Genomic DNA, 24,353 nt, shown 5'->3' on the forward strand with positions numbered 1-24,353 from the left:
AGCCGGTGGGCACGAGGCGAAACATCGAGCTACGCCGTCGCGGCGCTTTCGTCATCGTCGTCGGGTAGCGCCGAACGGAGTTCCTCCATCACCGAGGTGATGACGGCGCGGGCGCTGGCGCCGTAGGCCGCGACGGAGGCCATCGCCCCGAAGACCTTCTCGTGCAGGTCGATCTCTTGGGCTTGGGTCAACGTCAACTCGGCCGAGAAGATCTCCACGAGCACCTGACGGTCATCGAAGATCCAGAAGCCGCACCCGGGGGCGATGACGAACGGCGTGCCGAACGGGATGACGCCGAGCCGCACGTTGGGCAGCGTGGAGGCGGCCACCAGCCGATCGAGCTGGGGCAGCATCAGCTCTGGCGGGCACAGCCTGTACCGGAGGACTGCTTCGGTGATCACGAAGTGGAAGCGCTTCCGCGGGTCGTAGAGGATCTCCTGACGGGCCAGCCGGGCGCGAACGGCGTCGTCGATGTCGTTCGTGATGCCGAATACCGTGATGGCCTGAGCCAGCCGGTGACGGGCGTATCCCGCTGTCTGGAGCAGCCCGGGAACGAAGGCGGGCTCGAAGACCCGGAGACGAGCAGCGCGCCGTTCCATGTCGGCCCAGGTGCCCTGGTGATGCCGGGTGCCCCCGCTCAGGAGGCGCTGCCACTCCGCGTGCGCAGACTCCATCGTGCGCAGCATGGCGAGCACCGAGGCGCTGTCCTGCTCGTCGCCGGTCGTCGCGCCGACCCAGCCGATGACGTCGGCCTCGGTGGGGGTCTGCTTCCCCGTCTCCAGTTTCGAGATCTTCGAGGCAGGCCAGGAGAGACGCTCGGCGAGCTCACGGCCGGTCAGGCCCGCGGACGCGCGCAGGCTGCGCAGCTTGTTGCCGAGCGCCTCTCGGGCTTGCTGGACGCTGGTCACGCCCCCTTTTCTACTCAGCCGTCCTACTCCCGTGCCAGGTCGGCGAGGAACTGTTCGCGCGTGACCGCCCGATGCCAGGCGTCGTCACGCGCTGCCGCCAGTTCGACCACGGTGGCCGGGTCGGTGACGATCTCGGCGCCAAGCAGTACGTCATCCTCGTCGAACTTCAGCCGAGCGGCCCGCTTGGAGTCGAACAGCCAATAGTCGAGCTCCGGCAGACCGGCCGCCTGCGCCCGGTTCAGATAGCGGATGTCCTCGCCGGCCTGGATGGCGAACTCCGCACACCACAAGCCGAAGCGGGAGTAGTCCGACAACGGGACGGAGACGACCCGCACGCGATGGACGAACTTGCCCTTGGCCGCGTGTTCGGCCATGAGGTCGAGCCAGGGCCGATTCCACACCAGGTCGTCGGGCTCACCGGCGAGGAATCGGCGGAGCGGCTCGTGCTCGCCAGGGGAGTTGTAGCGCTCCCTCGGCTCCAGCCGGAACGCGGTGTGCTCGAACGACCTGAACAGATCCCCGAACGCGTCGCCGGAAACCAGGGTCAACGCCCCTCCTCGGCGCTTCCGCCGGCCGCCGGGGTCGTGGCGGCGTCGTAGGCGGCGGGGGCCTGGTAGAAGCTCAGCAGCTCCAGCGGGATCTCGATGTCGGCCTCACCGGAAGGCACCTCCCCCAGATCGACGAGTGCCTGCGGGTCAGTGATGCGGTAGCCGCGCACCACGAGGCTGCCCCGGTCTGTTGCCCACAGTGTGGGCGAGCCGCCGTTCTGCGAGGTCGAACCGAGGAACATCACCCTCATACCTACCTCCGGTGGAGAAGAATTCGAGAACATTCACCATGAGGGGACTACGGCCTCGACGTAGCCGTCAACCCTTCAGACGTGATCGCTCTGGGGCGTCGTACATGGCCATCCGGGAAGTCAACTCCAACCACCAGGCGAGTCATGATGGCGGCGCACGGCACTGGTTGATCAATGACATAACCGCCCACCAGTACAGGCAGGGAGTCACCGAGTGAGCGTCGAGCAGCAGGCCATTACCGGCGAGCAGTGGCGGCACGCCCGTACCATCTGGGACTACCACCAGATGCACCACGACCTGCGCCGGTGCGATGTGGCCATTGGCCTGGGCAGCCACGATCTGGGGGTCGCGCGAGCGGCGGCCGAGCTGTACCTCGCAGGATGGTTCCCGCGGCTCGTCTTCACCGGCGCCACCAGCCCCACCACCGCGGCACGCTTTCCCCGCGGTGAGGCCATCCACTACCGCGAGCACGCCCTCGCGCTCGGAGTCCCGAACGAGGCGATCCTCCTCGAACCCAATGCCGGCAACACCGGGCAGAACATCACCCTGTCCCGCCAGGTGCTGACCCAGGCGGGGCACCGTCCCGCCTCGGTGCTACTGGTCTCCAAGCCTTACATGGAGCGCCGGGCGTACGCCACGGCACGGAAGGTGTGGCCCGAGGTCGAGGTGGTGTGCGCTTCCGAGCCGCTTGAGCTGGACGACTACGTCAACTCGATCGGTGATCCGAAGTTGGTCATCGACATGCTCGTCGGCGACCTCCAGCGCGTGATCGAGTACCCCAAGCTCGGCTACGCCATCGAGCAGCACGTCCCAGGAGCGGTCCATGACGCCTACCAGGTTCTCCTCCGCGCCGGATTCGACAGCAGGCTCCTGATGCCCTGACTGGCCGAGGGCCTTACCAAGAGAGTCCCCTCCTCGGTAGCAGGATGGCCGGAGAGGGGCAGGACCCCACCACTGCTTGATCATCTCCACCCGAGCAGTTGCGCCCCTCCTGGAGGCTCTCAGAGCCCCACACCGCGCATCGGGCTGTCCCGCCGCTTGTCAGCCGCGGCTGCTGGTCGGACAAATCGCCTGTCGTCCAACGGGTACATCCGGGCTGAGTGCGGTGCAGGCGTGGGCGTCCTTGCGAGGAGTTGTCTAGTGTGCTAGACAAAATTTGTCTAGCACACTAGACAAATCTCGCTTGGGTCCCTAGGTTGAACGCCATGATGAACCACGAAGCGATCTTCGACCAGCCCGACCTCATTCCCTCGGGCGAAGACACCGACCTCCCAGTCGCCACCACCTACCACGCCACCGCCACCCGCACCGGCAAACTGTGGACCGCCATCGCTGAACTCCCTGGCGGACATACCGTCCAGGCCCAGGGCGCGACGTGGGCCGACGTCAGGAGCAACATCGCTGGACTCATCTTCGACACCCTGAAGGCCGAGCCCGGCACGGTTGGCGTCCACCTTGCCCCCGCCGACCCCGATGCCGCGGCCGCCATCGCGGCCGTGTATGACGCACGCCAGGCGCGCGTCCTCGCCGAGCAGGCCGAGCGTGACGCAGTCCGCCGCACCGCCCGCCTCCTCAAGGCGCAAGGCTGGAACACGCGCGACTCGGGCAGCGCCCTGTCTATGTCTCACCAGCGCATGTCACAGATTCTCGCCGAGCCCGCCGCGTAGTCTTGTAGACGTCCTTGATCGTGCGTGGTTGGGACTTCGTCGCCGGCCCTCGGGAGTGATGACCCGAACGCGTGGGCGGCGGCCCGAGAGCCCTCGCCGGCCTTGCCGGCGAGGGCTCTCGCGTGTTGGCTGGTCGGTCCGGCGCCCGGCGGAGCTGCGTTCTTCGTGGTAGTTGCACAGGGCGAGCCGGGCAAACTCGGCGTTGAGGGGAGGCCAGCCAGGCCAACGCGCGCTTGATGGTCCGAGGGCGCGGGAAGAGTGCCCTTCCGCGTGGGTGTGGCGGCCAGGTGGGTGACGTACTCGGTGGCTGCCTCCAAGGTGGCGGGGGGTGCGCTACGGCCATCCGAGCAGAAGCGAGCGGAGGATCGGCTGCGCCAGCAGGTGTGAATCATGGCCCGAGCAGCGCGACGAGGCCCGACAGTCGCCAGAGCTTGCCGGGCCTCCATTCGTCAGTCAACTAGGTAATGGGCTTCGATGTAGGCGACGGTGGAGTCATATGGCTCCCCCACCGGCTTCAGCATGTACCGGCGGAAGACCGCGGCGGTGGCGCGACGGACGCCTCGGTTGCGGGCGTCGGCGTTGTCCCATGACCGAGCGAGGGTGCGGGTGACCACTTGGTCGATCTCCTCGGCCAGGTTCCTTTCCGTGATTGTGAGGCCGGGCGGTGCATGGTCGTGGATGATCCGCGACAGGACACCCACGTGGTCGTCGTCCAGCACCACGGCTTCGTCGGGGTGCTTCCCGGCGTTCACGATGGCGCGAGCGATCCGGAGCGCCTCGGACAGGAACTCCAGGGCGTCCTGGGAGTTCTGGATGATCCGGTCCCGCAGCAGCTTGATCCGCTCGGCGAGGGCGGTGTACTTCGCGGACCCCGGTTCGACGCCCCTTTCGAGGGCGGCCTTGATGTGGTCCAAGATTTCCGCCGCGGACGGCGGCCTCTTGTCCTCGCCGTCCTTGCCGGGCTTGGGACGGACAAGGGCCAGCAGCTCCTTGAGGATGGCGATGCCCTGCGCGTCCAGGACGAGGGCTTCCTCCTGAGAGGCGACCACAGAGAAGGAGTGGACGTGGGCATTGATGATCTCCAGGACCATCGGCCCCAGCTCACTCAGCCGCTCCTTCCTCTCCTCGTCGGAGGACTTCTTGAACAGGGTCGTGTACACGGACCCGAACAGCCCGAAACCGTCCCGGTACTTGGCCACCCGCTTGTCGGTGCTGATGAGCGGGTACAGGCGGGCCAGGAGCCGGTAGTCCTTGGTGAACACTTCGGCGGTGCCGGGGTTGGCGTCCAGGAAGGCGTTGATGGCCCGCACGGACTCGTATCCGTGGACCGTGAGGTCCAGGCCGTCCACATCCACGAGAAGGTCTTCGATACGGGCGAAGGTGGTGCGGAACTCGTCGACCAGCTCGGACAGGTCGGTGACGAACCCGCCGCCCTTGCCGGCCCCCGGCGAGGCGGGGTCGACGACGGCCCGCTGGACCTCTTCGGCCAGGCCGATGTAGTCCACGATCACGCCGGAGGTCTTCACGAATCCGGTCGGGGATACCCAGGTGCGGTTGGGGCGGGTGATCGTCTGGAAGAGGGTGTGGGCCTTCAGCGGCTTGTCCAGGTAGAGGACGCCCTCGTTGGGGGCGTCGAATCCTGTCATCAGCTTCGCGGTCACCACCAGGAAGCAGAGTGGGTCGTCCGGGGTGAGGAACCGCCGCTTCTGGTCCTCCTCCTCGGCCTCCGAGAGCTGGAACGGCCGCATGGCGGGGTCTTCGCCCTTGGCGTCGGAGACGGAGATGTTCACCTCGGCGGTGATCCGGCCGTGCTTGCCGACCTCGGCGAGCACCTGTGATGCCTCGAAGCCGGCCAGCAGCTCGTTGATCTTGTTGGTGTAGGCCACGGCCAGCTCACGGTTGTAGGCGACGACCTGGGCCTTGAGGGCGTTGCGGTAGGCGCCGGCAAGGTAGTGGTCCACGATGTCCTGGCAGACCGCGTGGATGCGGTCGGGGTTGGCGAACACCGAGGTGAGGCGCCCGAACTTGCGGGACAGGAGCTCACGGTCGGGATCATCGAGGTCGAAGTCGTCGGCGAACTGGTCGAACTCAGCCTGCAACGCCTGGTCGTCCAAATCGAAGGCAACCGGGTGCGGGTCCAGCATGACCGGAACGGTGGCCCCGTCCAGCAGAGACCGGGACACCGAGTACCGATGCAGAACCCTGCCCGGGTCGGTCTCTTCGCCGAAGAGGGCAAAGGTGTCAGTGGCGAGGTTGCTGACGGGGGTACCGGTCATGCCGAAGAACTTCGCGTGCGGTAACGCTGCGCGCATCTGGCCGGCCAGGGACTCCGACCTATCGGACTGAGTGCGATGTGCCTCGTCGACCAGCACGATGATGTTGCCCCGGGTCGACAGGTTCTTGCCGGCGTCGGCGAACTTGTGCACGGTCGTGGAGATGACGCCGCGCACGTCGTCGGCCAGCAGGGAACGCAACTCCTGGCTGGTGGCGGGCTGGTGGAAGTAGGCGCCCCCCATGGCGGAGGTGAACACCCCGGAGGTCTGGCGGACGAGTTGGGTTCGGTCCGAGAGCAGGATGATTGTGGGCGACTCGGTGCGGGTGTCGGCCAGCAGCAGCGAGGCGGCGAACACCATCAGCAGCGTCTTTCCGCTCCCTTGGTGGTGCCAGATCAGACCCTTCTGGCCGCCGGCTAGGACTCGCTCGTGGATGAGGTGGGCGGCCTCCATCTGTGGGTAGCGGGGCAGGTACTTCATGTCCACCCCGCCCCCGGAGGTGTCGAACAAGGCGAAGTTCGCCAGCATGTCCAAGACGGTGGCCGGGTTGAGCAGCAGCTCGACGGAGCGCTGCACGTCGGCCTGCCCGGACAGGTTCTCGTCGTCGGCAGTGGACCGGAACGGCTGCCACAGGTTCGTGGGAGCACCGGCGGCACCGAACCGCACCTTCAGCCCATCGGAGGCGACGGCGAAGACGTTGGGGGTAAAGAACCACGGGTACTCGGTGGCGTACACGTCGTTGATCTCGCGGGCGGCGTCCGCCCAACCAGAATTCGCGGTCGGCGACTTCACCTCAACCACGACCAGGGGCAGGCCGTTGACCCAGTACACGAGGTCGAACCGGCGGGAGGTCTTGCCGGGGACGGTGATGGTCACCTCGTCCGACACGACCAGCGTGTTGGCGGTCGGGTGCTCGAAGTCGATGACCTTCAGGGCGTGCCACACGCCGTCGGCGTCCCGGAACTCCTTGTGCCCTCGCAGCAGGCGCAGCACCTGCTCGTTGGCCCGCACCAGCCCGCCCTCGACGGCGTTGACCGTGGCGACGATCTCCTCGACCACCGCATCCACGTCGAACCCGTCGATCACCCCGGGGTTGAACTGGACGATGGCGTCCCGCAACAGGCTGGCCACCACCGTCTGCGTCATCTCACGCGGCAGCGACCTGCCCGCGGTGAAGGTCCAGCCCATGGGGAGGGACCACTGGATCATCAGGTTCTGGAACTCACGCTCGCGAATACCCTTCGCCACGGCTCAGACCTCCAGCTTGGCCGACTCAATCTCGATGGTGCGGTCCAGCAGTCCCGCCAGCAGCCCTGCTCGAACGCCACGGAGACGGGCGGCCTCCGCGCGGGTCGCCTTCAACGCAGACTCCATCGCGTCGAGCTCGACCACCATCTCGCGTTGGCGACCGAGCGACGGTAGGCGCACGGTCATGCCCTTCGCCCGCTTGGCGCTGATGTGCTTGATGTTGGTACCGCCCGCGACGTCGAGGAAGGCTCTGGATTCGTAGGCCCACATGCTCCAGTGGAAGACGAACCCAGGAACGCATACCCCTTCCAGCGCCCGGAGACGAAGCAGGGTCATCTGGGTGCAGACAGGCCCCGGCAGCTCGTCTCGCCACATGGCGGGCATCCCAACGGCATTCGCGCTTGCGCTGCCCTCGGACACCACGACGTCGCCGTAGCGGAGGCCGAACTTCTCGCGCTCCACTGGGTCGTAGTTCATCTCCAGCACGTCGGACAGGTCGAGCGTCCCATAGCCGACGTTCGCGGAACGGAGGTAGGGCGTCATGTACCGGCCGGTCGCCCTGTCGGGTGTCCGGCGCACGCCAGTGGAGAAGTCGAAGGCGTGCTCGGCCGTCACGGCTTCAAATGAGTCGTCGGTGACGAAGTCGGCTCGTCGGCGACGCAGAAGCGCTGCCAGCGCCCCCGCCTCGGCGTCGAGTGCGCTGATCTGGTCGTCGACTGCGCGGATCACCTCGACGATCCGCTCCTGCACCGGCAGCGGGGGCAAAGCGAACGGGATGGCACGGAACGAGGTTTCGGAGATGGTCTTGCGGCGCAAGACCGTTCCCGAGGCACGGTTCTGCATCTCGTCCCAGAACACTGGCGTCTGGAAGTACAGCCCCAGGAACTCCGGGAGAGCTCTCTGATCCACCTCAAAGGTGATGAACACACCGGAGACGTGGGTGCCGTCATGCTCCGCCCGCGCGACGCCTGCAGGGGCCTCGAACGCCGTGATCGTGCGGAGGACGACGTCGTTCTCTCGCACCGTGTTCAGCGTCGTGTATTTCGAGACTCCGCCGACGAATGGCTCCTTCTCGCCGAGGCCGCGCCCATGCATCTGGACACTGACTGCGGGGTAGGGGACGCCATCCTCCAAGGCCACCTTGCGGCGCACGCGGGCCAGCAGGTCACCGAGGGTGATCTGCTCCCAGTCACTCATCGAAGCCCTCGATCCCGGCGGCAGCGAGGATGGCGAGCATGTGCTGTTCGGCCTTCTGGCGCTCAGCTCGGGCGATGTTGTAGGCGTCGATGAGGGTGCCGAGGTCTTCCTGCTCGGCGGCGGCCTGCTTGATGTACCGCCCGATGTTGAGGTCGTATCCGTTCGCCGCGATCTCCGTGGCAGGGACGAATCGCGCCGCGAGTCCGCCTTCTCCGTCGGGGTCCACCGGGTTGCCGTCGGCGTCCAATTTCGAGTGGTAGGCGGTCACAATGTCGGCGATGTCGGCGTCGGTGAGGATGTTGCGATTCTTGGCCTTGGTGAACCGCTTGGAGGCGTCGATGAACAGGACGCCGCCCTGCCGCTCTGGGTCCTTGGTGCCGGGTGCGCGGAACACCAGAATCGCCGTGGGGATGGTGGTGTTGTAGAAGAGGTTGGCAGGCAGGCCGATGACCGCTTCGAGCAGGTCATCGTCCAGGACGCGCTGGCGGATGGCTGCCTCTTGGCCACCTCGGAAGAGGACGCCGTGCGGCAAGACGACCCCAGCGCGCCCCTTCTTCGGGCCCATGCTGGCGATCATGTGCTGCACGAACGCCCAGTCCGCCGTCGACGGCGGGGCGACCCCGCCGAGGGCGCGCGGGTCATTGCTCCAGGGCTTCCACTTCAGGCTGTAGGGCGGGTTGGCGACGATCACGTCGAACTGCGCGACGGACCCGTCCGGCTTCTTGAACCGCGGGTCCTTCAGGGTGTCCCCAACCTCCACCTTGAACTGGGTGAGGTTGTGCATGAAGAGGTTCATGCGGGCCACACCCGCAGTGTCCGGTACGGCCTCCTGCCCGTACAACTTGAGTGTGTAGCCACGCCCGCCGCGGACCTTCAGGAGGTTCGCGGAGGCGATGAGCATGCCGCCCGAGCCGCAGGTCGGGTCGTACACCGACTCGTAGCCCTTGGGGTCCAGGACCTCGACGATCAGCTCGACGACCTCGCGGGAGGTGAAGAACTGGCCGGCTCGGGTACCGGACCCGTCGGAGAACCGCTTCAGCAGGTACTCGTACGCCCCACCGAGGACGTCGTGGGACATGTTGCCCTCGTGCATCTTCGGGGTGCGGTCCATCGTCTGCATGACCGCCGCCAGCACCTCCCCCGACAGCACCTCTTCGGAGGTCCAGGTCATGGACCCGAACAGGCGGGAGAACTTGTCAGGGTTGGCCGTCTCGATGGCCTGCAGGGAGGCACGGACGCGCTGGCCGAGGCCGGGCTGGGTGATGGTGGCGAGGATGGACGTCCAGGAGGCGCGACGCTGCTGGACGGTACCGGGGTGGATGAACGGGATCTCGAACGACTGGTAGTCGCGGTACTCGATCTCGTGAGCTTCCTCGGCGGACAGGTCGTCCAAGCCCTCGTTGTCGGCCAGGAACTCCTGGTGCTGGTGCTCCCAGGTATCCGACAGGTACTTCCAGAACATCAGCGGGAAGATGACGGAGGAGTATTGCGCCTCGGGCATCGCCACGCGCAGCTCGTCGGCGGCATCCCACAAGCGGTTCTCAATCTCCTGCTGGGTCACTGCCATCAATTGGGGGTGTCCTTGCTCGTCAAAGGTGGCGACCCGAAGGCCGTAGAGCTCCTGCTGGTACCCAGTTTCGGGGCGTGCCCGCCATGGACCGGCGGGCGTCGTACTTCCCTGCGCGGGCGCCCACTCACGATAGCCCTCCCTAGGGCTCCGGACTTCGGCAAACAGCCCAACTACTGACGCGTCCAGCCGAGGCCGGACACCTCGGCTGGTTGATCTTCTTTCTGCTCCAACAGACTGCCTCGAACACCCCGGCCAGGCACACGCCCTGATGACCGACCCGGCCGAAGGCCGCTTTGGTGACGACGGCCGTCCGCGTTCTCACCAAGCGTTCCTCGTAGGGCCCAAGGCGGCCTTGGCGTCGCGTCGGCCACTGCCACTCTCGCGATGACGTTCTCGATCGCCTGGTCCTGGCGGTCGAGCTTGACCCGACCTCTGTTCAACCCAGTGGCCTCTACAGCCCCTGGCCGCCAGTGTGTCCGGTTCATGCGCGAAGTCCTCCAAGCGATCTTCCCATTCGGCGGTGCCTTCTGCTGTTCGGCACTGCCGTCCGGCCGCTGCACCTCGCGGAAGAGAGTGCCACCCTCGCGTCCGGCATGACGACCTCCATGTGACCGGCGGCGCTTGGTGGCAGGGTTCCAGCGGCGCTCTTTGTCCACCAACGCTCCCTGCGCCGGGGGATCAGCCGCCGCCTGCTTCCAGTGCCGAGGTCTGAGGAATCAGTTCTTGACTTTCCGGATCGGCTGTCCAGTCCGTGGTGACGCCAGTGGCATCGGTGAAGCGGACGGAGAGGTGTTCGCGGCCGCTGGCGTGGGTGAAGACCAGCAGCGCATCAACCCCAGCTACCTGGCCTGATCCGTAAGCGAACGCTGCATCCTGGAACCCTGGGCCGTGCAGTTCTCCGGCCGACATCTGCACGGGACGGACATCGACGCGGCTTGCGCAGATGATGCGAAGGCCGCGTAGGGGAAGTAGGTGCGGTGGATGGCTTTCGCGCAGGAGGTACACCTCGATCGCCTCGGACCCCGGTTGCGGCAGGCGCGGCCGGCGCACGTCGATGACCAGGTACTGGTCGCCGCCTTGCGCTGCGGCGAGCGCCGAGCGGAGGTCCAGCCCGTCATAGGTGCTTCTGACGAGGTCGGCCAATGGCCCGAGTTCGGTTCCGTCAGCGGCGAACAGGACGAGATCGGGGGTGAGCTCGCTGATGTGCGTTTGGCCGTCGAGCTCGACCATGCCGTGCAAGGCGACCAGCCGGTCATGGGTGACGCCGAGAAAGTCCACCTGCGGGTCTCTGAGCCTGGCCAGGGGGCCGTCGTCGGCGATCGGGCTGCCCGGGGTGACGATCTGGATCCCGTAGTGCCTGGCCTTGAGGGTTGCGGCCTTGCTGAATCCCGATGCCGAGACCAGTACCAGCTGGTCGGTGGGCAGGTCGTCGTGCTTGGCGCGCATCTCCTCTACCCAGGACACGGCGTCCTTTCTGGACCGGCCGCGGCACTCGATGCCGATCACCGTAGGGTGGCCAGCCATGTGGCCGGCGACTACGACGTCGACTTCGCGCAGCTGACCGGTGACGCGATCGCGCAGCTGCGCTGATTCGGTGACGGTGGCGTCAGCGGCGAGGTTCTTCTTGATGAAGTAGACGACCGCTTGGAAGTCATTGGACCGTGCGGGCATGCGGACACGGTAGCGGCGGGGACCGACGGTTTCGGGACGGTGTGGCGTCCGTGGTCCAGGAGAGGGGGAGGCCGGTCGGCCAGATCAGTGTCGGCGTCGAGGCGGGGCGAGGTACTCGGTGACTTCGGCGATGGCCTCGCGCGCGTACGCGCGTAGCGACTCCCAAAAGTCCCGAAACCCGCTGCGGATGCCTTTCGGCGTGGGCGTGAACATGCTGGGAATCCGGTCGAAGTAAGCGCCGGCATCAGACCTCAGCTCCTGCCCTCTGGGGCCCAACTCCCGCTTCGGCGTACGCTTGCCGCGCGCTCCGTGACATCGATCTCGGCTCGGTCTGCCCTTCCGATGGCCAAGGCGTGGAGTTGCGCCTGGTAGACCACCGCGCCTCGCGGGAAGAGCAGTCTCTGCCCACCCCTCCAAGGGTTCCCGCCTCTCTGAGGGGCGCTCTCATAGACGTTCTCGGTGATACGCACGATCTCGTCCCACCCTGCTGTAGGCAGTTCGGCGCCTGATTCGCTCATGCGGTGGTGCCCTACGGGTCGGGTGCATTCAGGGAGCGCCCAGGAGGTGGGGGGCTGATCCATGTGGTCCTGCTTCCTCTTCATGATGGAGGAGGGAAGCTAGACACTTTTTTCGTTAACGTCGTATCGGCAGGTCAGACGGCTGCTAGGGATCCCTAGAGCGGTGGATCGATCTCAGGGCGTCGGCTCTCGTAGACCTTCCGTCCCGGTCTCGGCCTGCCGCCGCGCCCTTGACTTGGCGACCCGGGCGCGAATGTTCTCGATGACGGCCTCATTGTGGGTCAGGTTGACGGGGCCACCTTGAGGGCCGGATACCTCCACCGCCTTCACCGGACGCCAATCGTCGGGGAACATCCGCGAGAGGAGATCCAGCGCGATCCGGCCGTTCGGCTGGCTCCAGGCGCGTTCTCGCGTACCGTCCGGTCGCTCAGCCTCTCGGACGAGCACACCGCCGACAGCGTCCGCCAACGCGGCGGCGATCAGGACGTCGGCGGCCTTCGCACGCGCGCGTGTAACTGCCTCGCGAAACGCCCTCAACTCGGTGGGAGCGTCTTCCCCTTCGCCTTCGGCCATCCACCGGTGAACGGTCGAGCGGCCCACGCCGCACAACTCGGCCGCCATGCCCAGGAAGTGGCCGGCCGCCAGATGCCGGCAGAGCTGATCCTGAAGGTCTGGAGTGAGCTTGGTGGGGCGCCCCATCACGCATCCCCTCTGGGTCGGGCGGCCAGCAGTTCGCGGGCGTGCTCGGCGCCTCGCCTGGCGATGGTGGCGTTGGGTACGCCACGGAGCGCGCGCGTAGGAATTGCCGACCGGGCGGCGGTGGGGCGCAGGCCGTGACGCATGACCACGCTGATGGCGTCGGCGGCTCGACGGCCGGGGTCGGGCACGCCCCACTCGGCCAGGAGAACGGCGAGGGCCCGTTCCGCGGCCGTGATGGTGGTGGCCTGGGCACCGGTCATTCGGCGACCTCCTCCGAGGCGTACGGGAGGCCGAGCATCGAGGCGAGCTTGGCCGTGGGAATGAGGATTTTCCGCCCGATACGGATGGAGGGCAGATCCCCGCGGCGCACCGCGTCATAGGCGGCATCGCGGTGGAGCCCGAGGGCAGCGGCTGCTTCGGCCACGCTCATGGTGGGCCGTTCGGGAAGCTGAGTGGTCGTCACGGGCCGATACCTACAGGATTAACCGGCTTAGCGCCTGCCCAGGTCTATAGGGGCCGACGTCCTTCCAGGACGGGAAAGCGGTGACAGAAGAGGTTATGCGCCCTCCGACCTGCGCCAACGGTGTCATCTGCCGAGATGACAATCGGATGACGCGGACCGAGAGAGCGAGGCTGACCTGGGCGAACGAATGTCATCCGGGCTAGATGACATTCGGCGACCACGGTTTTGTCATCCCGGGCAGCCCACCGTCACCGCCTTTGTCACTCCTGCCGATGACATTCATCAGCCCAGTGTCGACGACGCGTGAATACTGACCCCCAGGCGACGGCCGAAATCTGACCCCCCTTGCAGTTCACTCTGGAGGGTGATCAAGGTGGAGGACTGGGCGGAGATCCGCCGGTTGCACCGGGCCGAGGGCATGCCGATCAAAGCGATCGCGCGGCATCTGGGCATCGCCAGGAACACGGTGCGGCGGGCATTGGCGGCCGAGGAGCCGCCGAAGTATCAACGGCCAAGTAAGAAGTCGATCGTGGATGCGGTAGAACCGCAGATCCGCCAGCTGCTGCGGCAGTGGCCGGACATGCCCGCGACGGTGATCGCCGAGCGGATCAGCTGGCAGCGGTCGATAACCGTGCTCAAGGACCGCATCCGGCAGATCCGGCCGGAGTACCGGCCCGTCGATCCGGCCTCGCGCACCAGCTACCAGCCGGGCGAGCTGGCTCAATGCGATCTATGGTTCCCGCCGGCCCGCATCCCGGTCGGGCCCGGCCGCGGGATGAGCCTGCCGGTGCTGGTCCTGGTCTGCGGCTACTCGCGCTGGCTGCTGGCCCGGATGCTGCCTTCCCGCGCAGCGGGGGATCTGTTCGCTGGGATGTGGGCGCTGCTGTCCCTGCTCGGCGCCACCCCGAAGACTCTCGTGTGGGACAACGAGGGCGCCATCGGGGCATGGAAAGGCGGCCGCCCGCAGCTCACCCGCGACGCCGAAGCCTTCCGCGGCACGTTGGGCGCTCGCATCCTGCAGTGCCGGCCGGCCGATCCGGAAGCCAAAGGGCTGGTGGAGCGGGCCAACGGCTATCTGGAGACCTCATTCCTGCCGGGCCGCGCCTTCACCGGCCCGCACGACTTCAACACCCAGCTGGAGGGTTGGCTGCAGCGAGCCAACCAGCGCCATCATCGCCGTCTGGACTGCCGTCCGGCGGACCGGATCGGCGCGGATCGGGCGGCGATGGTCGCGTTGCCGCCAGTGCCGCCGACCGTGGGCTGGCGCAGCGCGACCCGGCTGGCGCGCGATCACTACGTGCGCGTCGCCTCCAACGACTACTCCGTTCACCCGTCCGCGATCGGCCGCCTGGTCGAGGTCGTCGCCGACCTGGAGCACGTCACGGTGACCTGCGCCGGCCAGGTGATGGCCCGGCACGAGCGCTGCTGGGACGCCCACCAGACGCTCACCGACCCCGCTCACGCCCGGGCCGCGGCGGCGCTGCGCTCAGCCAGGCTGCAGGCCGTGGCCACGCCGATCGACACTGAGGTGGAACAACGCCAGCTCAGCGACTACGACGCTTTGCTCGGCATCGAGACGGTGGCGTGATGGCCACACGAACCACCAGCACCGCGTCGGCGGCGGCCGCGAATGGCCGCAACCTTGCCGCCGAGCTGGCCTATCTGACCCGGGTGCTGAAGGCGCCGTCGCTGGCCGCGGCCGTCGAACGGCTGGCCGAACGAGCCCGCGCCGAGTCCTGGACGCATGAGGAGTTCCTGGCCGCCTGCCTGCAACGCGAGGTGGCCGCCCGCGACTCCCACGGCGGCGAGGCCCGCATCCGCGCCGCCCGCTTCCCGGCCCGCAAGGCTCTAGAAGATTTCGACTACGACCACCAGCGCTCACTCAAACGCGAGGCCATCGCCCATCTGAGCACGCTGGACTTCGTCACCGCCCGGGAGAACGTGGTCTTCCTCGGCCCGCCCGGCACCGGCAAGACGCACCTGTCGATCGGGCTGGGGATCCGCGCATGCCAGGCCGGTCACCGGGTCGCCTTTGCCACCGCGGCCGAGTGGGTGGCCCGCCTGGCCGACGCGCACACCGTCGGCCGCTTGCAGGACGAGCTGGTCAAGCTGGCCCGCATCCCGGTCCTGATCGTGGACGAGGTCGGCTACATCCCATTCGAGCCCGAGGCCGCCAACCTGTTCTTCCAGCTGGTCTCGAGCCGCTACGAACGCGCCAGCTTGATCGTCACGTCCAACAAGCCCTTCGGACGCTGGGGACGAGGTATTCGGCGACGACGTGGTCGCCGCCGCCATGATCGACCGCCTCGTCCACCACGCCGAAGTGATCTCACTGAAGGGAGACAGCTACCGGCTGAAGAACCGCGACCTGGGCCGGGTTCCACCAGCCCGATCCGAGCACGAGCAGTAGCCAACGACAACATCAGGGGGTCAAGATTCAACCGTCGTCAGGGGGTCAGAATTCGGCCGTCGTTGACACCCAGGTCAGCACGCCTCTAGGAGGCTTCTGTCACCGTGTCACCGAATATCTGGGGATTGACCGCGTATCGGAGGGACTTGCGCCCTCCCGTTGGGGCCGCCTCGATGAACCGGAGATATCCGTACTCCTCCAGGAGGGAGAGCACGCGGGCGACGTCCTCGGAGGTGCCGAACCGCTTCTGGAACCCGCGCTGGACCTGCCGGACAGTGATCTCGGCGTGTGACGCCTTGCGGATCCAGGCGAGTACCGCTCGCGCGGGGTCCAGGAGCGGATTCGCCCGCATGATGCCGAAGGCGGCCATGGCGTGGTCCGTGAAGTACCTGGCGAGTCTGATGGCCTTGCGCATGGTGTCAGCGCTGATCGGCTTCTGCAGGCCGTCCATGGTGTTCTCGGCCAGGTGCAGCAGGCCCGCCAGCCGGACGGTGTGCCCGCCCAGCTTGCTCGCCCATTCGCGCAGCGACTCCAGGTCGCCCGTGCCCCGGCGAAGACGAGGCTCGATCTCCTCCCTGAAGCGGAGGTGAGCCTCCACAGCCTCGGGCAAAAGCTCGACCGTCACCATCTCGTCTACATCCGCCAGGTCCGCGATCAGATTCGTCATGAGGTCCATGTACGTGCGGAGCACGTCCTCGTCGAGATTCGCCTCGTGGCGAACGTTTCGATGTCCGACCAGGTCGGGAGGCAGGCAAAACAACACCCGCGCGAGAGCGCCCCTGCCGTGCATCTGCTTGGACCCGGACAAGTCCTCCAGCATCTGTGGCTGGATGCAGACGCCCACGGTAAGAGCGGGCCGCTCAACGGACTCTGCGCGGGCGCGCCGGTCAACACGGAGTCGGTCGCCGGCATGCCCCTTCAAGGCGAGTTCGAGGTTGGGTTTTCCACTGCTGTACCGGCCCATGATGTTCTCCAGGAAGGCACCTTCGGACGACAGGACCGCCATGCGCCCGCCCTGCTCGGCGAGCACTGTCGTGCCTGTCTCGGGAGTGACGTCGTCCACGTACAGCCTGGGCAGGACGGGAATCTCGATCTCCTCGGCCTGCTGCAGGGCGTCCGCCGCGGCCTCTTCATCCTCCGGCGACTTGCTTCTGCGCCGGGCGGCCTCCGCACGTGCCTTGGCGCGGCGCTGCTCGGCCTCCAGTTCCTTGATCTTCGGCCGCACTCGATCCTGGAGCCGGGACTCGGCTGCGAAGACCGGCGCCATGACCGCGTTGAAGACCGGAGACTTTCCCATACCAGGAGCCGCCGCAACCGCGGTGTACAGATTGAGCGGCTCGCGCCACTGACCTCGGACCCGCACCTCGGCACGCCCGCCTGCGCCCGTGGCCAGCGCGGCCAGAACCAGACAGCCAGGCATGTCCGGCGGGACCTGCATCTCGGCGGCCACCCCGAGCACCATCGCCGCGATGGGCTCGGGGAACACCTCGGTCGGGAACTCCGGCAGCGACGCCATGGCGTCTATCGGGATCGGGTCTTCCCACACCCGAGGGTCTTCGCCCGAGGCGACGGCCCGCAGGTGTTGATGCAGATGGGCGATGGAGGCGGGAGCGTCCAGGTCGTTCAAGATGGCGTCGGCCTCAAGCGGCGCGGTCATGCGATCCCTCGGGGTTGCAGGGCCCCGGCGGTGAGGCCGGAGCGAATGGTGGTGGCCGCCTCGCGCCAGGGCAGGCCGATGGCCTGGGCGGCGGTCATGAGTGCCTGTTCGGCAAGCTCGGAGGGGAGCAGCCCGGAGGCGACGAGCTGTCCCAGCGCGAAGGCGGCGGCGTTGAGCGTGTGGTTCCGGACGCCGGGCACGGCTTCGAGCACGTGCTGTACCTCGCTCCGCAGCGCGGCGTACACGTATCCCGTCGAACGCCCGCCGAGCCTGGCCAACATCTCGCGCGGCGACACCGGACTGCGCTTGTTTTCGACTTCGCGCGGCGTCAGCAGCGCGGCGAGCCATGCCGGGAGAGGAGCCGCCGGACCGTTATGGATGACGTCGTACGAGCCGACGCCGTCCGGGAGATCCACGAAGCTGCCCGGCCCGACGACGTAACCGCCCTGCGCCCGGGTGTCGATCAGCCAGCCGAGCCGCCCGGCGGTATTGCCCAGAGGCAGCTCGGCGGGTGCGGCGAAGTACAGGTGCGTGCCGTTGCGCCGGGTGCGGACGGTGAACGTGTCGAACGGGAGCGGCTGTCCGGCTTCCAGGCAGATCAGCGCCAGCATGTCCGCGCCCTCGTTGACCCCGGGCCGATCCCAAGGCGAAGGCGGCAGTTCGTTCGTCTTGGGCGTGTCGAGGTCCACCACGACCAGCCCCGACGGGCCACAGGCGATGCCGAGGTTGTACGGCGCCCGCGCCCAGCATCGGCGGATCAGGTCCGGGTCCGTCGTAGCCGCCCGTTCCCAGTCCGTGAACCCCTTGAGCGGACGCTTCCCACCGGGCAGCAGCGGGAAGACATGCCAGCCGCGTGCGGCTGCGGCAAGCGCGTGGGCGAGGGTGCGGTGTACGTTGGAGATCTTGGTTTCAGCGTTTGGCACCGAGGTGAGAGGCGGGTCCGCCGCGAACGGGCCCGCCTCCGTCATGTCACGCTGCATCGACGGCGGCCTCGTCCGAGTCGGCTGGCGGGTCAAGGAGGGCCTGCACCCGGAGCCAGGCAACCGGGATACGCCAAGTCGCACCCAGCCGGACCGCAGGGATCTGACCATCCGCGATAGCCCGTCTGATGGTGCGGTCGTCGGCCCGTAGCAGGCGACTCACCTCGGGCACCGTGGCGAACAGACGCCCGTTCATCTCGTCGGTCTTCATGCGGACACCTCGCCCTCGGCCGCACTGTTCAGCCACGTCTCAACGTCCGCGTCGCGATAGCGGATAAGCCGCGGCCCAAGCCGAATGGGACGCGGGCCGATCCCCAGCTCCGCCCAACGCTCCAAGGTTCTGATCGAGATGCCGCACCTCTCGGCGACCACCGACCGTGACAACAATGTTTGTTCCGTCATGTTCGTTTCTCTCTCTAAGTCGGGCTGTTGCGGAACAAGATCTAGCTTTGTAGTCTCTGTGTTGTCAAGTCGCCTTCTGGCGGCTTAACGTTCTGCTGTGGAACAAAGAGAGTGGATGACGCGCATGACCAGGCAGGTGGGAGCCCAAGTAGCTCGTCTTCGAGCACGGCCAGGCCCGGATGGGAGGCGGACGACCGCCCAGGCCCTCGCCGATCGCTGTGGGGAACTGGGGCTCCCGATGGACCGATCGGTGATCGCCAAGCTCGAAAAAGGGCTGAGGCAGTCGATCACCATCGCCGAGCTGATCGTCCTGGCGAAAGCCCTGGACGTTGCTCCGGTCAGGCTTCTCTTCCCTCTCGAAGAACAGGAAAAGGTCGAGATTCTGCCAGGCATGGAGGTTGCGGTCTGGCGAGCCGCGGAGTGGTTCGACGGAACCGACGACTCGGCGCTTGAGGCGGAAGGGTGGGACCCGAACACCTGGCGTAGCCCCGATCCGATCGTCCTGAACTTCCGGTGGCACCGCCGCTACCTGGAGGAATGGTCGGCGACCTGGAAACTTCTCGTCGAGCAGCGGAAGGAGGCCGCAGCGGCCACCGCCGGCGAGAAAGAGACGTTGACATACGTGGTCACGGCCAACGAGCGGCTGCTGGAGAAGACCGCGCAGGACCTGGCCCAGGTGCGTCAGCGCATGCGCCAGTTGGGCGTCACCCACCTTCCCGAGATCCCGACCGAGCTCAAACGTGTGGATGTGCTTCCACCGGACCCGAACACCTAAAGGAGATACGTGAAGGACTCACCGAAGCGCAGGAGATCCCCCGGCGAGGGGTCGGTCTTCAGCTACAGCCTGGCCAACGGGCAGGTGCGGTACGGCATCAAGTTCACGGCCGAGCTGCCGGACGGAAGCCGTAAGCCCGTCCTGCGCCGCCGCGACGAGAACAACCAGCCGTGGCTCACGCAGAAAGAGGCGCAGAAGGCCCTGCGCGACGCCCTCGGCAAGGTGGACAAGGGCGAGTTCGTCCAGCCCAGTAAGCAGACCTTTGGGACGTACCTCGACGAGTGGGTGGCCGGGCTCAGGCTCGAACCCTCCACCTTGGCGAGCTACAAGAAGAACATCCGGCTCCACCTCAAGCCGTACGACCTCGGCAAGACGCCGATCGCGGCGCTGACCGGGCCGAAGCTGACCGCGCACTACCGGTACCTGGAGGAGAGCGGCCGGAAGGATCACAAAGCCGGCGAAGGGTTGTCGGCCCGCACCGTGCGGTACGTCCACACCATCCTGAGCGCTGCGCTGTCGGAGGCCGTGGACGCCGGCCTGCTGGCCCGCAACCCGGCGGACAAGGCCAAGCCGCCCACCGCCAAGCAGGCCAAAGCCCCGGAGATGCACCCGTGGACGACTGTCCAGCTCAAGGACTTCCTGGCCTGGTCGCGCGACCACAGCCACTTGCACGTCGCCTGGCACCTTCTGGCGCACACCGGCATGCGCCGCGGCGAACTGCTCGCGCTGCGCTGGCGGCACATCGATCTGGAGGCCGGGACGATCAGCGTCCGCCGGTCGGTGGGCGTCGTGCGGATCAAGGGGGAGGGAGCCGTTGTAAAGGAGGGCGACACCAAGACCGCCAAACCCCGCGTGGTCGATCTCGACGCGGCCACCATCACGTTACTCAGGGCGTACAAGCGCGAGCGGGGCGGGCTGGCCCTACAGCTCGCCCGGGACGACGCGCTCGTCTTCGGCGACCAGGAGGGCAACCACCGACACCCCGAGCGGTTCTCGCGGGGCTTCCAGGATCAGCTCGGGCGCTGCGCGAGGGCTTTCGAGAAGGCTGGCCGCGAGGCGCTGCCCCGCATCCGCGTTCACGACCTCCGCCACACCCACGCCACGATCCTCCTCATGGGCGGCAAGCCCGTGAAGGTCGTCTCCGAGCGTCTCGGCCACGCCGACCCCGCCATCACTCTCCGGGTCTACGCTCATGTCATGCCCGGCAATCAGCGAGAGGCCGCCGACTGGTTCGCGGCCCTGGTCGAGAGCGCGTGATCCTCGTGCTCAGGCCCACAAGTATCAGCGGAGTATCACGGCTCGTTCTGGAGGCTGAAATGAAAAAGCCCCGAGCCTGTGACCTGCACATTCTCAGGGCCTTCATGGTGTCCGAGGGGGGACTTGAACCCCCATGCCCATCACTGGGCACTAGCACCTCAAGCTAGCGCGTCTGCCTATTCCGCCACCCGGACTTGGTGCCTGCACGCGGGACCGTCATCCCGCGTCGGCTCAGTAAGGTTAGCAAACTCTGAGGGGTGCGTCATACCAAGAATCCTCGAGGCCCCCGAAGCGGGTCAGGAACGGGGCGGTGGGGGCTCCGGATGGGGCTTCGGTGGCGTACGGCTGACGTCTGGCTGGGGTACGGCAGAGGGTATTGAGGCAGTTGGGGGCGGTTTGCTCGCAGGGGAGTTGGTGAATTTCTGGCTCTCAAGTGAAAAGCCCTTGCGGCAACCTTGGGTGCTGCTACGGTTACGGACCGTTGAGGGGTGAGTCCACGGACCGGCCTCATGATGTGAGGCCGGTTCTGGAATTTCGGGAGGTCACGTGGCACGAGCGGTGGTGCGGCGGCTGAGGGCGATGGCCCTCGGTGCGCATCGCCTGCCCGTGGCCGACCCGGCACAGGGCGCGACCACCGATCGGGTTGACCGGATGGCGCGGTTCGCGGCCGGTGCCCGTCGGCTCGTCATGCGGGCGGTGACGGTCGGCTCCCTGGTGGCCGCCGGGTGGCTGCTCGCTGTCGTGTTCGGCATGCTCACCGCCGACCCGGCCGCCGCCGACGCTACGGCGACTGCTGAAGCTACGGCGACTGCCGACGCTACGGCGGCTGCCGCGACCACGGCGAGCGCCGAGGCCAAGGCCACTGCCGAAGCCGAGGCCACTGCCGAAACTGCGGCGACTGCCCCGGCGATGGCGGCGGCCAAAACAGCGGTGAGTGACGCCGCGGCGCTTCAATCCCTCACCAGCCCGGACCGTGTCTCGGAGTCCGACAACGCCGAGGCCATGGCCGGGCGTACGGTCGACGGGCTCAACAGCCAGCAGGATCCTGGCCTGCCAGCACCATCCACCGCCGGAAAGATCCTGGACACCAATGGTCTGGTGCCCAACGGCGGTGCCGGCGGCCTGTTCGGGGCCGCTGCGGGGGACGTCGCGAGGTCCGTGTTCGACCCGCGGCTGCAGGCTCGGCGCGCCATCCTGGCGCGTGTGCTTCCCCCTGTCGTCCGCACAGCGGCGGACGACCCCTCCTTCTCGCCTGACTGATCCCCGCCCCTCTGGTGCCGGTCTTCTTCACAGCCGGCCACGAATCACGAAGTAATGCGGCGGAGCGTGGTCTGACACCCCTTCGCCAGCGGGTGAAACACGTCAGTTCAGCTGGTTCGTGAAGTTGATCCGAGGTCTCCGCTGTGCGCGAAACCTCGTACGGCCTCGGCTGCCCGCGAACCGTGTTCAGGTATCCCCCCAAGAAGACCACTAGGAGCATTCATCATGCGTACGTGGGCAAAGGCATCTACTCCTGCGGCCCTCCTCGCGGTGGCCGTCATGTCCTTCGGCAGCGGCACCGCGCTGGCCGACACCTCGGGCGACGGGTCCGTCGGCGGCGGCAACCAGGTCAACCTGCCGATCTCGCTCCCCATCGACATCAGCGGCAACTCCGTCGGCGCGGTCGGCTCGTCCGAGGCCTCCTCGCAGGGCGGCGCGACGGTCGTCAACAAGGGCGGCAACTCCTCCAACCGGACCTCGGGCGACGGCAGCGTGCTCGGCGGCAACCAGGTCAACGCGCCCATCAGCGCTCCCATCAACGCCTGTGGCAACGCCATCTCGCTGATCGGCAGGTCCGACGCCGGCTGCAAGGGCGGCGCGACGGTCGTCAACAAGGGCAAGGGCGGCGCCGGCGGCAACCGCACCTCGGGCGACGGCAGCGTGCTCGGCGGCAACCAGATCACCGCGCCGATCTCGGCCCCCATCAACGCCTGCGGCAACGCGGTGGCGATCTTCGGTGGTGCCGTGGCCGGCTGCAAGGGCGGGGCGAGCGTCCACAACACCGGGGTGGGTGCCGGCGGCAACCGCACCTCGGGCAGGGGGAGCGTGCTCGGCGGCAACCAGGTCATCGCCCCCATCTCCGCGCCGGTGAACATCTGCGGCAACGCCGTGGCGGTGGTCGGCCGGGCGTTCGCGGGCTGCAAGGGCGGCTCGAGCGTGACCAACAACGGCGGCTCGCACGGCTACCACAAGGTCGCGGGCTCGACCGGCAACGACACTGACGGGCGCTTCGGGGTCGGCAGCGGCAACCAGGTCATCGCCCCGATCAGCGTGCCGGTGACGGTCTGCGGCAACGCCGTCGGCAACGGCTCCGCCGGATGCAAGGGCGGCGCGAAGGTCGAGAACAGCGGCGGCGGCTCCGGTGCGGGCGGCAACGTCACCTCGGGCCGGGGCGGTGTGCTGAGCGGCAACCAGGTGGTCGCGCCGATCACTGCTCCGATCAACATCTGCGGCAACGCGGTGGCCGTGCTCGGCCACGCGTTCGCCGGCTGCAAGGGCGGCGCCCGAGTGACGAACGGCGGCAAGGGCGCGGGCGGCAACTACACCTCCGGCCGGGGCGGCGTGCTCGCCGGCAACCAGGTCATCGCCCCGATCACCGCTCCGATCAACATCTGCGGCAACGCGGCCGCGGTGCTCGGCAGGTCCGAAGCCCACTGCAAGGGCGGCGCCAAGGTCAACAGCACCGGTGGTGGCGGCAACCACACCTCCGGTCGCGGAGGCGTGCTCGCCGGCAACCAGGTCATCGCGCCGATCGCCGTTCCCGTCAACGTCTGCGGCAACGCGGTCGCCGTGCTGGGCGACGCCGCGGCCGGGTGCCTCGGCGGGGCCAACGTCGGCAGGCCGCGGCCCGGGTACGGCCACTTCGCCGGCGTCGCCGCGGCCAAGGAGGCCAAGCGCGGGCTGCTGCCCATGCTCCCCGCCGTCCCGGCCATGAGCGGCATGCAGGACGTCGCCGGGGTCACCCAGAAGGTGCACGGTGTCGGCGGGGTTCCGCAGCAGCTGGGCGTGACCTCGCTCCCGCTGGTTGACGACGTCGCCGGCACGTTCGGCCTGCCGCAGCTGCCCGAGCTGCCCGGCCTGCCCGCCCAGGCGCAGGCCCCGGCCCAGGCGCAGGCCCCGGCCCACACGAAGAAGACCCGCGTCGCCGGCCCGGCTGACGGCGCCCGGCGCCCCGCCGCCCCGGCCGGCCCCGTGTCCGTGCTCAGCCCGGCGACCGACCTGGTGGCCTCCACCCCCGCCGGCGGCGTGGTCACCTCGGCCGCCCACGGCCTGCCGGTCGGCAGCCTGATGAGCGCCGAGCAGCCCGCCGGCCTCACGGGGATGAACTCGAGCTCCCTGCTGGCCCTCATGCTCGGCTCGATGTTCGCCGCCTCGGCCGCGCTGTTCGGGACCGCCCGCCGGTTCCGGTTCGGCCGCAAGTAAGGGAATCAGACAGTACGAATACAAGGTGCGGCAACTGCTCACAGCCTGTGAGTAGCCGGCGATAGACGCTTTGCCCGTTCCGGGGGCGCGGCCTGGGACGGGCAAAGCCATACCCACGTTCAGAGCGTGCTGCGTACCCGCATGACCTTGCGACGTAGCCGTACGTGACGGCTCCCGTCGGGGTGCACACGTACGCGGGCGAGCTCCCACTTGCCGTACTCTGCGTGTTCGGTCAGCAGCTGACGTGCTGCTTCACGAGTGAGATCGCGTGGAATGAAGATATCCATGTAGGAGTAGTCGAGCACAACGATTAGTCTCCAGGGTGAGTCAGGGCGCCATGCCGCTCGATGGGCCTTATTCTGCGTGCTTGTGGGTGGACCCGGAAGGTAGTGGGTA

Annotated in this window: 22 protein-coding genes and 1 tRNA gene; 8 read left to right on the top strand and 15 right to left on the bottom strand. The window is 67.7% G+C overall.

All coding sequences use genetic code 11. The annotated features are described in order from the left end of the window. Nucleotides 1-29: 29 nt before the first annotated feature. Genes ABD830_RS43295 through ABD830_RS43305 form a run of 3 tightly spaced genes read right to left on the bottom strand, consistent with a single transcriptional unit; the run spans nt 30 to nt 1,707 of the window. Nucleotides 30-908, bottom strand: coding sequence for a helix-turn-helix domain-containing protein (locus ABD830_RS43295; RefSeq protein ID WP_345000459.1), 879 nt, complete (start codon nt 906-908; stop codon nt 30-32). Between the two features lie 23 nt (nt 909-931). Then, nucleotides 932-1,456 (bottom strand): DUF6879 family protein, encoded by a 525-nt coding sequence (locus tag ABD830_RS43300; protein ID WP_345000461.1) that lies wholly within the window; start codon nt 1,454-1,456, stop codon nt 932-934. After that, a complete protein-coding gene (locus ABD830_RS43305; protein WP_345000463.1) occupies nt 1,453-1,707 on the bottom strand; it encodes a hypothetical protein in 255 nt (84 codons plus the stop codon). Before ABD830_RS43305 ends, ABD830_RS43300 begins: the two co-directional genes overlap by 4 nt. Before the next feature lie 214 nt (nt 1,708-1,921). Between ABD830_RS43305 and ABD830_RS43310 the strand changes: the two genes are divergently transcribed. After that, nucleotides 1,922-2,590: a YdcF family protein gene (locus ABD830_RS43310; protein ID WP_345000465.1), complete on the top strand. Its 669-nt coding sequence runs from the start codon at nt 1,922-1,924 to the stop codon at nt 2,588-2,590. A 323-nt stretch (nt 2,591-2,913) separates the two neighbouring features. Then, nucleotides 2,914-3,375 carry a hypothetical protein gene (locus ABD830_RS43315; RefSeq protein ID WP_345000467.1) on the top strand — a complete coding sequence of 154 codons (462 nt, stop codon included), beginning with the start codon at nt 2,914-2,916 and terminating at the stop codon, nt 3,373-3,375. Nucleotides 3,376-3,824: 449 nt separating this feature from the next. Here ABD830_RS43315 and ABD830_RS43320 read toward each other — a convergent pair whose 3' ends face one another. The 7 genes from ABD830_RS43320 to ABD830_RS43350 form a co-directional block, all read right to left on the bottom strand. Beyond that, nucleotides 3,825-6,896 carry a type I restriction endonuclease subunit R gene (locus ABD830_RS43320; protein WP_345000470.1) on the bottom strand — a complete coding sequence of 1,024 codons (3,072 nt, stop codon included), beginning with the start codon at nt 6,894-6,896 and terminating at the stop codon, nt 3,825-3,827. Between the two features lie 3 nt (nt 6,897-6,899). Then, on the bottom strand, nt 6,900-8,093 hold the full coding sequence (locus tag ABD830_RS43325) for a restriction endonuclease subunit S (protein ID WP_345000472.1): 1,194 nt from the start codon (nt 8,091-8,093) through the stop codon (nt 6,900-6,902). Continuing rightward, complete coding sequence (locus ABD830_RS43330) at nt 8,086-9,660, bottom strand: type I restriction-modification system subunit M (RefSeq protein WP_345000475.1); 1,575 nt, start codon at nt 9,658-9,660, stop codon at nt 8,086-8,088. Before ABD830_RS43330 ends, ABD830_RS43325 begins: the two co-directional genes overlap by 8 nt. Nucleotides 9,661-10,341: 681 nt before the next feature. Continuing rightward, complete coding sequence (locus tag ABD830_RS43335; RefSeq protein ID WP_345000477.1) at nt 10,342-11,334, bottom strand: hypothetical protein; 993 nt, start codon at nt 11,332-11,334, stop codon at nt 10,342-10,344. A 692-nt stretch (nt 11,335-12,026) separates the two neighbouring features. Then, entirely contained in the window at nt 12,027-12,551 is a 525-nt protein-coding gene (locus ABD830_RS43340) for a hypothetical protein (RefSeq protein ID WP_345000479.1), read from the bottom strand. After that, nucleotides 12,551-12,811, bottom strand: coding sequence for a hypothetical protein (locus ABD830_RS43345; RefSeq protein ID WP_345000481.1), 261 nt, complete (start codon nt 12,809-12,811; stop codon nt 12,551-12,553). Before ABD830_RS43345 ends, ABD830_RS43340 begins: the two co-directional genes overlap by 1 nt. Next, nucleotides 12,808-13,014 carry a helix-turn-helix domain-containing protein gene (locus ABD830_RS43350; RefSeq protein WP_345000483.1) on the bottom strand — a complete coding sequence of 69 codons (207 nt, stop codon included), beginning with the start codon at nt 13,012-13,014 and terminating at the stop codon, nt 12,808-12,810. The genes ABD830_RS43345 and ABD830_RS43350 overlap by 4 nt, the downstream gene beginning before the upstream one ends. A 364-nt stretch (nt 13,015-13,378) precedes the next feature. Between ABD830_RS43350 and istA the strand changes: the two genes are divergently transcribed. Both istA and istB read left to right on the top strand, forming a co-directional pair. Beyond that, nucleotides 13,379-14,602, top strand: coding sequence for an IS21 family transposase (gene istA / locus ABD830_RS43355; protein ID WP_344987496.1), 1,224 nt, complete (start codon nt 13,379-13,381; stop codon nt 14,600-14,602). Then, complete coding sequence (gene istB, locus ABD830_RS43360) at nt 14,602-15,513, top strand: IS21-like element helper ATPase IstB (RefSeq protein ID WP_345000485.1); 912 nt, start codon at nt 14,602-14,604, stop codon at nt 15,511-15,513. The genes istA and istB overlap by 1 nt, the downstream gene beginning before the upstream one ends. On the opposite strand, the gene ABD830_RS43365 is transcribed toward istB, so the two are convergent. From ABD830_RS43365 to ABD830_RS43375, 3 genes are read right to left on the bottom strand one after another with little or no spacing between them, the layout of a single operon-like run. Continuing rightward, nucleotides 15,510-17,081 carry a YfjI family protein gene (locus ABD830_RS43365; protein ID WP_345000487.1) on the bottom strand — a complete coding sequence of 524 codons (1,572 nt, stop codon included), beginning with the start codon at nt 17,079-17,081 and terminating at the stop codon, nt 15,510-15,512. The two genes, istB and ABD830_RS43365, sit on opposite strands and share 4 nt — an antisense overlap. After that, nucleotides 17,078-18,004, bottom strand: a complete 927-nt coding sequence (locus ABD830_RS43370; protein WP_345000489.1) for a bifunctional DNA primase/polymerase — start codon at nt 18,002-18,004, stop codon at nt 17,078-17,080. Before ABD830_RS43370 ends, ABD830_RS43365 begins: the two co-directional genes overlap by 4 nt. 46 nt (nt 18,005-18,050) lie before the next feature. Continuing rightward, nucleotides 18,051-18,272, bottom strand: coding sequence for a helix-turn-helix domain-containing protein (locus tag ABD830_RS43375; protein WP_345000491.1), 222 nt, complete (start codon nt 18,270-18,272; stop codon nt 18,051-18,053). 315 nt (nt 18,273-18,587) lie between these two features. Here ABD830_RS43375 and ABD830_RS43380 point away from each other — a divergent pair, with 315 nt between their 5' ends. Both ABD830_RS43380 and ABD830_RS43385 read left to right on the top strand, forming a co-directional pair. Further along, nucleotides 18,588-19,238, top strand: coding sequence for a helix-turn-helix domain-containing protein (locus tag ABD830_RS43380; RefSeq protein ID WP_345002242.1), 651 nt, complete (start codon nt 18,588-18,590; stop codon nt 19,236-19,238). 9 nt (nt 19,239-19,247) lie between these two features. Then, nucleotides 19,248-20,495, top strand: a complete 1,248-nt coding sequence (locus ABD830_RS43385; RefSeq protein WP_345000493.1) for a tyrosine-type recombinase/integrase — start codon at nt 19,248-19,250, stop codon at nt 20,493-20,495. A 105-nt stretch (nt 20,496-20,600) separates the two neighbouring features. Here ABD830_RS43385 and ABD830_RS43390 read toward each other — a convergent pair. Next, nucleotides 20,601-20,689: transfer RNA gene (locus ABD830_RS43390), tRNA-Leu, on the bottom strand. A 352-nt stretch (nt 20,690-21,041) separates the two neighbouring features. Between ABD830_RS43390 and ABD830_RS43395 the strand changes: the two genes are divergently transcribed. Both ABD830_RS43395 and ABD830_RS43400 read left to right on the top strand, forming a co-directional pair. Beyond that, nucleotides 21,042-21,755, top strand: coding sequence for a hypothetical protein (locus ABD830_RS43395; protein ID WP_345000495.1), 714 nt, complete (start codon nt 21,042-21,044; stop codon nt 21,753-21,755). 225 nt (nt 21,756-21,980) lie between these two features. Further along, on the top strand, nt 21,981-23,957 hold the full coding sequence (locus ABD830_RS43400; protein ID WP_345000497.1) for a chaplin family protein: 1,977 nt from the start codon (nt 21,981-21,983) through the stop codon (nt 23,955-23,957). Nucleotides 23,958-24,076: 119 nt separating this feature from the next. On the opposite strand, the gene ABD830_RS43405 is transcribed toward ABD830_RS43400, so the two are convergent. After that, entirely contained in the window at nt 24,077-24,244 is a 168-nt protein-coding gene (locus ABD830_RS43405; RefSeq protein ID WP_378520966.1) for a DUF5703 family protein, read from the bottom strand. Nucleotides 24,245-24,353: the final 109 nt, after the last annotated feature.

The sequence above is a fragment of the Nonomuraea helvata genome, assembly GCF_039535785.1.
Classification (GTDB): Bacteria; Actinomycetota; Actinomycetes; order Streptosporangiales; family Streptosporangiaceae; genus Nonomuraea; species Nonomuraea helvata.